The following is a 13,004-nucleotide window of genomic DNA, read 5'->3' as shown; positions in this document are numbered from 1 at the left end:
TTGAACTGTTAACTGTATTTTTATACAGTATTTCATGACCCGCAAGAAGGAAGAAGGCTTTCTTCGCGGCAGGCCTTTTCATATTCCTTTGGCTCATGCCAAGGCGCGCAGAAGTCGTTTGAGCCGGCGCCACGCTTTCGCTCCAATGCCTCCCAGACCAAGGAGCCCCGCATGAACCACCCCACCGTCACCGCCGGCCTGAACTACCTGCAGCCTTCCGCGCTGCGACCCTTCAGCTACACCTTTGCGCCGCCGCTCGGCACGCCCTGGGAAAGCGGCAGCTACGAGCTGCGCCCCATGCCGATCGCGGATGCCCGCGCAGCCGCCGTGCCACCCCACATCGAGCGCGAAGGCTTCGTGCTGCGCGATGCGCCCACGGCCGTCTCCGATTTCCTCGACGACGCCGAGGTCACCGCCATCTACCACCGCGAGGTGGCCGAGCTGGCGCTCGCGGTCACGGGCGGCACGCGGGCCCATGTGTTCGATCACCTGGTGCGCCAGCGCGAGGCCGACCGCACCGCCTTGAGCTTCGGCCGGCGCGCCACCAACGGCAAGGCCGCCGCCAATGGCCGCATTCACAACGACTACACCGAAGACTCCGGCCGCCGCCGGCTCGGCATGGTGCTGACAGACCCCGACGAAGCCGCGGCCGTGCGGCGCTACTGCATCGTCAACATCTGGCGCTCGATCAAGGGGCCGGTGCTCGACACGCCGCTGGCCGTCTGCGATGCGCGCTCGGTGATGGCGAAGGACCTGGTGAATGCCGAGGTCCGCTATCCGCGCCGCACCGGCGAGATCTACCTGGCCACGCATTCGCCCGCGCACCGCTGGTCTTACTTTTCGGCGATGGACCGGCACGAGGCGCTGGTCTTCAAGCAGTACGACTCGCAGCTGGGCGGCGTCTCGCGCTTCACGCCGCACGCGGCCTTCGACCACCCGGATGCACCCGCCGATGCGCCGCTGCGCGAGAGCATCGAGGCCCGCTGCCTGGTGGTGTTCGAATGACGCCGTGCGCCCTCCCCGTGCTGGACTTCTGGTTCGATTTCGGCAGCAACTACAGCTACCTGAGCGCGATGCGCATCGAGGACGAAGCGGCCCGCCACCATGTCCGCATCCGCTGGCAGCCCTTTCTGCTCGGGCCGATCTTCCGGTCCTTCGGCTGGTCGTCGTCGCCCTTCGTGCTGCAGAAGGAAAAGGGCGACTACACCTGGAAGGACATGGCCCGCCAGTGCCGCAGATACGGCCTGCCGTGGCAGCAGCCCACGCAGTTTCCGAGGTCCGCCGTGCTGCCGCTTCGCATCGCGCTCGTCGGCGCGGCGCAGCCCTGGATGGGCGAGTTCTGCCGGCGCACGATGGCCATGAACTTCGCCGAAGACCGCGACATCGATTCGCCGCAAGCCATGCGCGACCTGCTGGCCTCGCTCGATCTTCCGGCGCACCGGATCATCGAGGAGGCGCTGTCCGATGCGAACAAGGCGCGGCTGCGGCGCCAGACGGAGATCGCGGTCGAGAAAGGCATCTTCGGCGCGCCCACCTTCCTTGCCGGCGACGAGATGTTCTGGGGCAACGACCGCCTCGACGAAGCGATGGCCCTCAGCTCAGGAAACAGCGCCCACGGCCTCGCGTGACTGCCGGGCCTCGGCCACCAGCCAGGCGGCCACATGGCGCACCTCTTCGCGCGGTTCGTCCTCGGCCTGGATCAGCCAGTACGCATGCCCCGAGGCCTGCGCGGGCACCGGCGAATCCACGCGCACCAGGCGCCTTTCGTCGAGCAGCGGCTGGATCAGCTCGAGCCGCCCCAACGCCACGCCCTGCCCGGCCAGCGCGGCCTGGATCAACTGGTCGTACTGGTTGAAGTGCAGCACGGCCTGCGGTTTCGCATCGGCCCAGCCGACCGAGGCCAGCCACCCATTCCATTGCAGCCACGGATGCTGCGGATCGTCGAAGTCGAGCAGGCAAAGGCGCGACATGGCCCCGGCCGCGCGCAGCGTCTTCAGGCCGAGCGAGGGATGCGCCACCGGCGCCACCGTTTCCCCGAAAAGCCGCAACGCCCCCGCCGGTGCCAGCGCAGGCGTGGTGTAGCGGATCGCGAGGTCGATGCCCTCGTTGCGCAGGTCGGCGAGCCGGTTGTTGGCCGAGACGCGAACGTCCACGCCCGGATGCAGCTTCTGCACCCGGCTGAGCCGCGGCAGCAGCCAGAGGCCGGTCATGCCGATGCTGGCGCTGAGCGTCACGGGGCGCTGCTCGCCGGTCTTGCGGATGCCGCCCATCACGTCCTGCAGTTGCTGCACCGCGCCGTCCGCGCTGCGAAAGAGCCGCTCGCCCTCGGCGGTGAAGGAAATCGAACGGTGGCCGCGCACCAGCAGCTTCACGCCGAGCTGCTCTTCGAGCGCATGGATCTGCTTGCTGACCGCCGACTGCGTGAGGCACAGGTCCTCGGCCGCGAGCGAGATGCTCATGCGCCGCCCCACCGCGACAAAACCGCGCACCAGGTCCAGCGAGGACAGTCGGAGGAGCGAGAGTGGCATTCCCATGGTGAATATGAAGACGAATTCTGATCCCGCGCGTGCTGCACCGCAACCAAAGAGCGATTTACCCGAAAGGCCTAGCGCCTTAAGATAACTTTCATTAACAGTTGTGACCATGAAACACAAAAAGATTCATCTGCCGGCTTCTGCCCTGGCCGCCCTCGTCGCCTTCGTACTGGGCCTGTCGCCCGCGGCGCAGGCACAGACCAGACCGATCCTGATCGGCCAGACCTACGTGCAGACCGGCCCGCTCGCGTCGCTGTCGACCGAGCCGCTGGTTGGCATCCGTGCCATGTTCACCACGCTGAACGCGAACGGCGGCATCAACGGCCGGCCGGTCGAACTGCGCCAGCTCGACGACGCCTACGACCCCGCCAAGGGCGCCGAGAACGTCAAGACTTTCGCCAAAGACGGCGCCATCGGCGTGCTGATGCCCATCGGCACCTCGTCGTCGGTCGGCGCGATCAAGGCGGCCAACGAACTGAAGATTCCCGTGGTCGGCCCGTACACGGGCGCGGGCCCGGTGGTGAAGTTCAGCGAGTACGGCTTTCCGGTGCGCATCAGCTTCGACGAGGAGTACAGCCGCATCGTGAACCACCTGTTCACCATCGGCCTCTCGCGCATCGCCTTCGCGCACAACGACAACCCCGGCGCGCGCTCGGCGATGGAGAGCACGCAGAAGTTCATTGCCGAACGCGGCGAAAAAATGGTCGGCAGCGTTGCCATCAAGAACGACGGCTCCGACGCCGCCGAGCGTGCCGCCGAGCTGGCCAAGCTCAAGCCCAAGGCGGTGGTGCTGTCGGCCACCAACGACGTGGCGGCCAAGTTCATCACGGCCTACCGCGCGGCGGGCGGCGAGACGGCCTTCTATTCGTTCTCTTTCCTCAACGGGCAGAAGCTCTTCCAGGACATCAAGAAGGACGCGGCCGGCGTGGTCATCTCGCAGGTCGTGCCCTATCCGTGGAACAGCGCGATGCCCGTCATCGCCGAGTACCAGGCCGCGATGAAGAAGATCGGCGTGACCGAGTTCAGCTATGCGAGCCTGGAGGGCTACGTCACGGCCAAGGTCATGGTCGAGGGCCTGAAGCGCGCGGGCGCGAACCCGACGCCCGAATCGCTGCAGAAGGGCCTGGAGTCGTTCAAGACGCTCGACATCGGCGGCATCGCCGTGTCGTACCGGCCGGGCGAGCACCGCGGGCTGACCTTCTCCGAGCTGTCGATGCTCAAGGCCGACGGGCGCTACCTGCGCTGAGGCCTTCCGCCCGATGGCCTCCCGGGCGCAGAATTTCGTTCGTGACACCTCCCACGAACGCACCACAGCTTCCTGCTCTTACGCGCGCCCGACTGCTTCGCCTGGGCGCCGTACTCTGCGCCGGTGCCGCGCTCCCCTCCTTCGCCCAGCAACCAGGCAGGCCCGCGATGCAGATGACCACCCGCCCCATTCCCTCCACGAAGGAAGCCCTGCCGGTCGTCGGCTGCGGCACCTGGATCGGCTTCGACCAGCGCCCCGGCACCGACGAGTACAAGCGCCTGCCCGGCGTGCTCGATGCGCTCTTCGCAGCGGGCGGCACGGTGATCGACAGCTCGCCGATGTATGGCCGCTCCGAGGAGACCACCGGCGAACTGCTGGCCGCTGCGAAGCCGCCCACCAAGCCCTTTCTCGCGACCAAGGTCTGGACCTCGGGCCGCGAGACCGGCATCGCGCAGATGGAGCAGTCGTTCACGCGGCTGCGCACGAAAGAGATCGACCTGATGCAGGTGCACAACCTCGTCGACTGGCGCACCCACCTCGCCACCCTGCGCGGCTGGAAGGAGCAAGGCCGCGTGCGCTACATCGGCATCACGCACTACACCGCCTCGGCCTACGACGAGGTCGAGGCCGTGCTGCGCGCCGAGAAGCTCGACTTCCTGCAGATCAACTATTCGCTCGACGCACGCGATGCCGAACAACGCCTGCTGCCGCTCGCGGCCGAGCGCGGCGTGGCGGTGATCGTCAACATGCCGTTCGGCGGCGGCGGCTTGCTGCGGCGCCTGCGCGACAAGCCGCTGCCCGCCTGGGCCGGCGAGATCGGCTGCACGAGCTGGGCGCAGGTGCTGCTGAAGTTCGTGCTGAGCCACCCGGCCGTGACCTGCACGATCCCCGGCACGAGCCGCGCCGAGCACATGGCCGACAACGCCGCGGCCGGCGCAGGCACCTTCCCCGATGCGGCCTTCTGGCGCCGCGAAGCCGCCGCTATTCGAACTTGACGTTGTGCTCCCGCACCGTCGCGCCGAAGGCGTCGTACTGCGTGCGGAAGAACTCGGCGAACTTCGCGGGGCTCATGCCGTAGCCCTCGAAGCCCTGCTGCACCAGCTGCGCATGCACATCGGGCCGCTTGAGCGTGTTCTGCAGTTCCAGCGAGAGCCTGTCGGTGATCGCCTGCGGCAGCCCCGGCGGCCCGAAGAAGCCCGCCCACGGCGTGATGGTGAGCTTGCCCAGACCCAGCTCGCCGCCCGTCGGCACATCGGGCAACAGGCCACTGCGCTGCGGCAGCAGCGTGACCAGCGCGCGGATGCGCCCCTCCTTCACGAAGCCCGGCGCCAGCGTGCCGGTGGTGAACATCATGTGGATCTGCCCGCCCAGCAGGTCGGTCATGGCCTGCATGTCGCCCTTGTAGCGCGCGTTGACCACCTTGCGATCGCCCAGCAGCTGCAGCATTGCCAGCTCCGAGGCGCTGTTGCTCGATGCGGAGTTGTAGGCGCCGGGCTTGGCCGCCACCATCGCAAGCAGCTCGTTCACGCTTTTGGCGGGCAGGCTCGACGGCACCACGAGGAACATCGAGAACTGCCCGGCCGAGCTGATCGGCGTGAAGGCCTTGAACGGATCGTAGGGCGAGGTCGGCCGCAGCGTGGGCGCCGCCACCATCGCGGTGTTGGTGCCCATCAGCAGCGTGTAGCCATCGGGCTTGGCCGATGAAGTGGCCTGCGCCGCGAGCACGCCGTCGGCGCCCGGGCGGTTCTCCACGATCACCTGCTGGCCGAGCTGCTTCGACAAGCCCTCCGCGATGATCCGCGTGAGCGAATCGGCGCCGCCGCCGGGCGCGAAGCCGACGATCAGCCGCAGTGGCTTGTTCGGATAAGCGTCGGCGCTCCATGCCGCCGCACCGGGCAACACAGTGGCTGCGAAAGCGGCCAGGTTCAGGTCTCTGCGTCGCATGAAAGGCTCCTTGTTCAGAAGAGGTGCCGCACGCCAAACTCCCACCCCGACGAGCGCATCCCGCCCGCCGGCGCCACGCCGCCGCTCACCACGTAGCGCGCCTGCCCGCTGTTCATCAGCCGCGCGTAGGTGCCGTAGAGCGCGGTGCGCTTGGAGAGGTTGTGCACATAGCCGATGCCGAACTGGCGCGCGTCGTCGCGGTTGCGCGGCATGCCGTTGGCGTTGCGCAGGCTCTCGTCGCTGCGGTCGTCCAGGTACGCGTAGCTCACGCGGATGCGACCGACCTCGAAGGCCGGGATGTGCGCGCCGATCTCGGCGGTGTTCTTGCGCACCGTGCCGGCCGCGAGCTTCACCGTCACCTTGTTGTAGAGCGCGAAGAACTTCGCGAAGCCCGCGTCCCACGTGCCGCCGATGTTGGCGTGCGTGTAGTTGCCGATGGTGGAGGTGGCGTTGAAGTGCGAGCGCGTCACCGCCGCCGCGATGTCGAACGCGCCCGAGGCGAAACCGAAGCGCGCGCCGCCGAAGTTGCCGTCGTCGCGGTTCGGCGCGGTGGAGTCGTTCTCGCCCGTGCCGACCATCGCCATGCCGTAGAAACCGCCCAGCTTGGCCGGCAACCAGTAGCTCACCGTGTTGCTGCCGGTGATGGCGGTGGGCAGCGGCCCGGTGCCCGCGCCCGCGAAGGTGAGGTTGCCCGCGCGCGCCACGCCGTTGGCGTTGAAGGGGTCGAAGTAGATGCTGTTGTAGTGCGTGGGAATGAAGTCGTGGCCCAGCCGCACCTCGCCCAGCGAATCGTGCGAGAGGCTCACGAAGGACATGCGGTCGAAGCTGATCGGCCCCGCCGTGCCTGCGCCGCTCGTCTGGTTGTTGGTGTTGCTCGGCCTGCCCGTGCCGAGGTCGGGGTTCAGGCTGCCTTCGAGCCAGAAGCCTGCGCGCAGGCCCCCGCCCAGGTCCTCGGTGCCGCGAAAGCCGATGCGGCTGGTCGAGAGCCCGCCGTTCGACAGCGCCTTGACCGAGCCGCCGCCCTCGCCTTTCGTGTACTGCACGCCCAGGTCCATCACGCCGAACAGCGTGACGCTGGATTGCGCCTGCGCCGCGCCGCTGCTGGCGAGGCCGATGGCCGACCACATCAAAAGTCTCTTCATGGTTTCTTGTCTCCTGCTCTTTTCTTGGTTGAAAACTTGGATCGCGCGCAGGGCTGCGCCACCGGGTACGCACGGGGGTGCGCACCGGCTGGCGAAGCCGGGGGTGAAAAGGGTCTAGCTGGCGGGCAGAGGGCGCTCGGTGCGCACGAGCACCGCCCCCTTGGACAGCGGGCTCACGTTGCGCCGGTACTGCTGCAGCCAGCCGGTGTCGAAGGCCGGCGGCGGTGCCTGCCAGTCGGCGCGTCGGGCGGCGAGTTCGGCGTCGGTCAATGCGATGTCGAGGCGGCGCGCGTCCAGGTCGATGGTGATCACGTCGCCGTCGCGCACCAGGCCGAGCGGCCCGCCGAGCGCGGCTTCGGGCGACACCTCGGCCACCACGAGCCCCTTGCAGACCAGGCCCGAGAGATGCCCGTCGGTCAGCAGCGCGACCTGGTCGCCCAGGCCCGCGCCATCGACCGCGAAGACCACGCGCGATGCGCCGCCGCCCATGGCCGGGCCGCCGCACGCACCGGCGCCGCGCATCACGACCACCTGGCCGGGGACGATCTCGTGGTTCTTCAGCGCGGCGATGGCGGCGTCCGAAGTCCAGAAGCACACGGCCGGTCCGGTGAAGCGCCGCACCTTGCGTTCGGCGATGCCGGTCTTGATGAGGCCTGACTCGGGTGCGAGGTTGCCGCGCAGGAGCACGATGGCCGGCAGCGGCGCGACCGGGCGGTCGATGGGGCGGATCACCTCGGCGTTCATCACTTCGGCATGGCGCAGGTTGTCTGCGACGGTGCCGCCTGTGACCGTGAGCGCGCCCGTGTCGAGCAGCGGCGCGAGTTGCTTCATCAGCGCACGACACCCGCCCGCCGCCTCGAAGGCCTCGATCGAATGCTCGCCGATGGGCCGCACGCCGGCCAGCACCGGGGTCGTCGGGCCCAGGCTTTCGAAGAGGCCGTACACGTCGACGCCGCACTCGCCTTCGGTCGATATCGCCTGCAGGTGCTTGGCCGTGTTGAGCGAGCCGCCGACCGACAGCACCGCGCGCACCGCGTTGGCGAAGGCGCCGGGCGAGAGGATGTCGCGCGGCTTCAGGTCGTCCAGCACCATCTGCACGATGCGCGTGCCGGCCGCGCGCACGTCGGCCATCATCTTCGGGCTCAGCGCGGCCACCGGCGCGCTGCCGGGCAAGGCCATGCCGAGCGCCTCGCAGACGATGTGCATCGAGTTGGCCGTGCCCAGGCCCGAGCACACGCCCGGCCCGCGGATCGCCTCGCGGCTCATGCCCACGAGCTCTTCGATGGGCAGGTTGCCGGTGACCGCGTGCATCGCACCGATGAACACCTCCTCGATGTCCATATGCTTGCCGCGGTACTCGCCGCTCGGCTGGTAACCGCAGGGCACGAGCAGCGTCGGGATGTTGAGCCGCGCGGCCGCCATGAGCTGCCCCGGCACCGTCTTGTCGCACGAGGTGAGACAGACCATGCCGTCCAGCTGTGCGCCTTCGACGGCCACCTCGATGTCGTTGGTCACGAGGTCCCGCGCGCCGAGCATGTAGGCGCCGCGCGCGCCCGCGCCGGTGATGAAGTCGCTGGGCGCCGCGGTGCGGATCTCGAACGGCACGCCGCCCGCCGCGCGGATCGCGGTCTTGATCTCCGCCGCCACCTTGTCCAGGTGGCTGAAGCACGCGGCCAGCTCCGAGGAACTGTTGACGATGGCGATCTTGGGCTTCTCGCAATCCTCTTCCGGAATGCCGAGCGCGCGCCAGTGCGCATTGCGCACCGACCAGAGGTAGGAGCCGCGCGGGAAGTTGCTGCGCAGGGGTCGGGTCATGAGTGGTCTCCGATGTCTTTTTTCTTGGTGATCTCGATCACGCCACGGTCGGCGTCCACGCGCACCCAGTCACCGGTCTCGATGCAGGCGAGCGGGTCGCGCTCGAAATCGGTCATCGAGGGCGAGTGCGTGACCACGGCGCCCAGCGCCATCTTGGTCGTCATCTCGTTGAAGAGGAACGCGGCGGGCGCCGAGTTCATGAGCCGTGTCATGTGGAACATCGCGGACCAGCCCGACGAGCCCTTGGCACCCGGGAACACCAGCACCTTGCCCGCGAAGCTCTGGCCGCGCAGCTCGTGGCGCGTTTCGATGACGGTGCCGGTGCGCGGATCGATGCCGCCCCAGCCCGAGATGCGGTCGCGCGTGACCAGCGCCTCGCCTTCCGCGACGCCGCCCACGACCTTGCGGCCGCGGATGACGATGGTGTTTTCTTCAGTCATGACTGCGGCGCTCATGCGTAGCCCCCGTTCCATCGACCCGTGCAGGCCGCATCGACGCATTCGGCCGTGCTGCCGAACCAGGCCTGCACGCCGAGGATGGCGGGCAGGTAGTGCGCCTGCTTGGCCGAATCGAGCGCCACCGTCTTCGTGCCCTTGGGCACGGCGCGGCTCATGGCCGAGCAGCTGTCGGTCATGAGGATGCCGCCCGCGTCCTCGATGATCTTCGTGTAGCCGTTGCGATCGGCCAGCGACTTGATGGCGCGCGGCGTGAAGATCCACAGCTCGCAATCGGCGTGGACCTTGCGCCCTTCGATGAGCTGCGCGGCCTCCCAGATCTGCTCGATGGTGTAGTGCGGGCAGCCCAGCATCACGTACTGCACTTCCGCGTCCTTGCCGGTGACGTTGATCTTCTCGTAGGTGGCGCGGCGCTCGGCCTCGCCGTAGCGCAGCACCTCGACAGGCGCCTTGCCGCCGAGCGCCTGCTCCAGCGTCAGCGCCTCGGGCGTGATGCCGGCGATGTGATACATCTCCACGCCGCCCGAGGACGACGCGGCCGCGCCGAAATGCTTGAGCCGCGGCAGGTTCGGCACGCGGCCGATGCCGCGCCTGCTGTGCACCACCGGCACGCGCTCCTGCACGTGCTCGCCGATGTAGTAGCCGAGCAGGCCCCAGTCCTGCACCGACTCCACTTCGATGTCGAGCTCGATCACATGCGTGGCGCGGCGGTTCTCGTCGAGGTGATAGCCCCAGTACGGAATGCGCCCGGTGAGCATCGCCGCGCCCGTGCTCTCGCGGCCCTCGGTGTTGGTGCGCGCGCCGAGCACCGAGTTGCAATACACCACCGCCGACGACTCCATCCACGCGCAGTGCTCGCCGCGCGTCGGGATGTTGCCGACCTGGTAGGGCGTGCAGGTGTTCATGATCTGCGCGCCCAGGCCAGCCGCGTGGCGCTCGCTTCGGTTGTAGAACTGCACGATCTCCTCGCTCACGCCCATGCGCTCGGGCTGGCCCGGGTCGAAGCCCAGCTGCAGGTGGCTGGTGAAGACCTTGAACTTGGGGATCTCGACCGTCTCCTGGCTGTCGAGGCTGAATTCGGAGAACACCGCGTCCATGCCGCCGCCCTTGGCGAGCGCGAAGTCGCGCTGGAAGGGCGTGGTCGAGGTGATGGTGGCGCAGACGTTGCGCGTCTCGACCAGTCGCTCGGCGCCGAGGGCTTCGCCGTAGCGCATCAGCAAATCCATCGCCTTCTGCACGGCCGGTCCGTCGCGGCCGTCGTACATGGCTTTTTCTTCGTTGCTCAGGTGCATGACCTGTGTCTCCGTTCTTCTATGTCGTGGGGGATCGAACCCCGGCCGGGTTGCTAACCCGGCAAGGGCGAAGGCACGTGCCCGCCGATGTCGCGCGCGATCGTGAGCGCGATGTCGTGCAGGCGCGGTGCGAGTTCGTTGCGCAATCTGTCTTCAGTGAACACGAAGGCGGCGCCGCCGCCGTTGAGCGCCATCACCTCGCCGTCGGGGCCGATGAGCGGCACCGACACCGAGTTGATCTCGCGGTGGAATTCGCCGAGCGAGAGGCAGTAGCCCAGCCGCCGGGCCTCGCCGATGGCGCGCGTCATCGGCGCGGCGATGCCGTCCCACTCGGGGCCGCGCAGGAGACGCATCGAATCGACCAGCTGGTTGCGCTGCACATCGGGCAAGGCCGAGAGGTACGCGCGGCCGAGCGCCGAGTTCGGCAGCGGTGCGCGCGAACCCACGTCCAGCCGCGCAGAAAGCATCGACGAGCGCGGGCGGCAGGCTTCGATCAACACCATCTCCATGCCGTCGCGCACCGCGAGGTAGACGGACGCGCCCACCTCCTCCGCCATCGCCTGCATGCTGGGCCGCGCGGCGGCGCGCACATCGAGGCTGCCGAGGAACACGCGCGAGAGCGACACCACGCCCGGCCCGAGCATGAAGCGGTCGGGCGCCTGCGCGGGCTTGAGCATGCCCAGCGAAAGCAGCGTCGCGACCAGCCGGTTGACCGTGGGGCGCGGAATGCCGGTGATGCGCGCCACGTCGGCATGGCCGAGCACCGGGCGCTCTTCGCTGAAGCAGCGCAGCACCGAGATGCCGCGCTCCAGCGCGCTCACGGTGTCGGAGCGCTCGCCGCGCGAATCGGAGGCGTCGGCCGCAGAAAGAGAGCTGTCGTTTTTGTCGGTGGACATGGAGGGACCCTTTGAACGCTTTGCAAGACTCTGCAATGTAGAGGCTCGCGAAAGGAGGTCGGCCGGGTTCATGGCGAAGAGGGCTGAGGTCAGGCGCTGGCTTCGGCCGCGACGGATGCCGCACCCTGCCCCGCCTGGTCTCCCGCACGCAGGTACACGCCCTGCGCCAGCAACGCGGACTGCAGCGCGCCGACATCGACGAAGCGCGGCGCGATGCCGCCGCGCGACGCCAGTGCCGCAGCCACGCCCGCGGCCTGGCCGGTGATCCAGCACTGCGGAATCTCGCGCATGAAGCCGTGCGAGTTGCGGTCGCACGAGATGTGGCGCCCGCAGGCCAGAAGGCCGTCGAGCTGCTGCGGCACCAGCGCGCCGTAGGGGATGGAGATGTTCGGGAATTTCGGCGACACCGCGGGCGACACGCCGATCTCGTCCGCGAGCGCCACGCCGTCGGGCCACTGGCTGCGCAGCACCGCACCCACGCCGGTGAGCCGCCGCGCATGGCGCACGCCGATCTGCGGCGCGCTCAGCATCAGGTAGGCGTCCTCGAAGCCGGGCGCGTGCGCCTTGAAGTAATCCAGGTGCGCGGCCATCGCGCGGTGCGAGCGAACCTCGACGGCCGTGAGGTCGTCCACGTCGAGCGCCGAGTAGCCCGACTGGCGCGGCCCCATGAAGAGCGCCACATCGTTGCGCCAAGAGACGAAGGGCCGCTCGAAGAGGCCCAGCTGCTCGCGCCCGCGCGCCATGAAGCCCGCGAAGGCCTCGGGCTGGCCGGCCTTGAATTCGATCCAGCGGTTCATGTCCACGCCGCCGAAGAGCCACGAGGTGTTCATGCAGTGGTGCACGTCGGCCTCCTCGATGTCGTTCACGTAGGCGGCGCCGGCGCGGGCGAACAGGTCGCCGTCGCCGGTGGCGTCCACCACCACGTCGGCCATGATGGCCATGCGGCCTTCCTTGCTCTCGAAGACCACGCCCTTCACCGCGCCGTCCTGCACGATCGGGATCGCGGCCCACGAGTGGTAGATGAGCTTGACCTTGCGCTCCAGCACGATCTCCTGCGAGAGCAGCTTCAGGCGCTCGGGGTCGATGGTGGGCGACCAGGTGACGACGCCGTGATACGCGGCGGTGCGCTGCGACCAGTGCGCGGCCTTGGCCGTGTCCTGCGAGCCCCAGTCCTCGCGCTGCGGGCCGGCGATGGCGTCGGCGGGGAGACGGTCGAAGAGCTCTTCGGCGAAACCGCGGATCACCAGCTTGCCTTCCCAGTCGGTCATGCGGTCGATCCAGATCACGAGGCCGCCGGTCGACAAGCCACCCAGGTGGTTGTAGCGCTCGAGCAGCGCCACATCGGCACCCGCGCGGGCCGCGGCTGCAGCGGCCGCAGTGCCCGAAGGCCCGCCGCCGACCACCAGCACGCCGCAGCGGTGATAGACCGGAATGTTCTTGCCGGGCTCGGCCCAGCTGCCGTGGTCAGGGCGCTTGACGCGGCTGTCGCGGTCGAAGATGTCGGAGGACAGGATGCGCTCGTCGGTGCGGACGACAGTTTTCATGGATGATTATCTTGGATGGGCTGTTTCGTCTTATTTTGATTTCAATGTTCATTTTGTCAAACACAAAAGATCATAAAAGCCATTTCTTCGGGGTATTCCCTAGTCAAGATGGATTTTTATGATTTTCTAAATCAAT

12 protein-coding genes are annotated in these 13,004 nt (G+C 68.2%); 4 read left to right on the top strand and 8 right to left on the bottom strand.

What is annotated here, in order from left to right; all coding sequences use genetic code 11:
• Nucleotides 1–171: 171 nt before the first annotated feature.
• Nucleotides 172–1,005, top strand: coding sequence for a CmcJ/NvfI family oxidoreductase (locus NU688_RS04195; RefSeq protein ID WP_257859277.1), 834 nt, complete (start codon nucleotides 172–174; stop codon nucleotides 1,003–1,005).
• Nucleotides 1,002–1,628: a 2-hydroxychromene-2-carboxylate isomerase gene (locus NU688_RS04190; protein WP_257859276.1), complete on the top strand. Its 627-nt coding sequence runs from the start codon at nucleotides 1,002–1,004 to the stop codon at nucleotides 1,626–1,628. The genes NU688_RS04195 and NU688_RS04190 overlap by 4 nt, the downstream gene beginning before the upstream one ends.
• Here NU688_RS04190 and NU688_RS04185 read toward each other — a convergent pair.
• On the bottom strand, nucleotides 1,599–2,528 hold the full coding sequence (locus tag NU688_RS04185) for a LysR substrate-binding domain-containing protein (protein ID WP_257859275.1): 930 nt from the start codon (nucleotides 2,526–2,528) through the stop codon (nucleotides 1,599–1,601). The genes NU688_RS04190 and NU688_RS04185 overlap by 30 nt on opposite strands.
• 115 nt (nucleotides 2,529–2,643) lie before the next feature.
• On the opposite strand from NU688_RS04185, the gene NU688_RS04180 reads away from it, so the two are divergent.
• Both NU688_RS04180 and NU688_RS04175 read left to right on the top strand, forming a co-directional pair.
• Entirely contained in the window at nucleotides 2,644–3,780 is a 1,137-nt protein-coding gene (locus NU688_RS04180; protein ID WP_257859274.1) for an ABC transporter substrate-binding protein, read from the top strand.
• Between the two features lie 167 nt (nucleotides 3,781–3,947).
• Complete coding sequence (locus tag NU688_RS04175; protein ID WP_374684613.1) at nucleotides 3,948–4,775, top strand: aldo/keto reductase; 828 nt, start codon at nucleotides 3,948–3,950, stop codon at nucleotides 4,773–4,775.
• Here NU688_RS04175 and NU688_RS04170 read toward each other — a convergent pair.
• The 7 genes from NU688_RS04170 to NU688_RS04140 all read right to left on the bottom strand — a co-directional run bounded on the left by NU688_RS04170 (nucleotide 4,762) and on the right by NU688_RS04140 (nucleotide 12,868).
• Entirely contained in the window at nucleotides 4,762–5,724 is a 963-nt protein-coding gene (locus NU688_RS04170) for a tripartite tricarboxylate transporter substrate binding protein (RefSeq protein WP_257859273.1), read from the bottom strand. The genes NU688_RS04175 and NU688_RS04170 overlap by 14 nt on opposite strands.
• Before the next feature lie 14 nt (nucleotides 5,725–5,738).
• Entirely contained in the window at nucleotides 5,739–6,866 is a 1,128-nt protein-coding gene (locus NU688_RS04165; protein WP_257859272.1) for a porin, read from the bottom strand.
• A gap of 114 nt (nucleotides 6,867–6,980) precedes the next feature.
• Nucleotides 6,981–8,681, bottom strand: coding sequence for a dihydroxy-acid dehydratase (locus tag NU688_RS04160; protein WP_257859271.1), 1,701 nt, complete (start codon nucleotides 8,679–8,681; stop codon nucleotides 6,981–6,983).
• Complete coding sequence (locus NU688_RS04155; RefSeq protein WP_257859270.1) at nucleotides 8,678–9,136, bottom strand: aconitase X swivel domain-containing protein; 459 nt, start codon at nucleotides 9,134–9,136, stop codon at nucleotides 8,678–8,680. The genes NU688_RS04160 and NU688_RS04155 overlap by 4 nt, the downstream gene beginning before the upstream one ends.
• On the bottom strand, nucleotides 9,133–10,428 hold the full coding sequence (locus NU688_RS04150) for an aconitase X catalytic domain-containing protein (RefSeq protein ID WP_257859269.1): 1,296 nt from the start codon (nucleotides 10,426–10,428) through the stop codon (nucleotides 9,133–9,135). The genes NU688_RS04155 and NU688_RS04150 overlap by 4 nt, the downstream gene beginning before the upstream one ends.
• 53 nt (nucleotides 10,429–10,481) lie before the next feature.
• On the bottom strand, nucleotides 10,482–11,324 hold the full coding sequence (locus NU688_RS04145; protein WP_257859268.1) for an IclR family transcriptional regulator: 843 nt from the start codon (nucleotides 11,322–11,324) through the stop codon (nucleotides 10,482–10,484).
• Between the two features lie 89 nt (nucleotides 11,325–11,413).
• On the bottom strand, nucleotides 11,414–12,868 hold the full coding sequence (locus tag NU688_RS04140; RefSeq protein WP_257859267.1) for an FAD-dependent oxidoreductase: 1,455 nt from the start codon (nucleotides 12,866–12,868) through the stop codon (nucleotides 11,414–11,416).
• Nucleotides 12,869–13,004 lie beyond the last annotated feature (136 nt).

Source organism: Variovorax sp. ZS18.2.2, assembly GCF_024701975.1.
GTDB lineage: Bacteria > Pseudomonadota > Gammaproteobacteria > Burkholderiales > Burkholderiaceae_C > Variovorax.
This window is presented reverse-complemented; position numbering and strand designations above follow the sequence as displayed.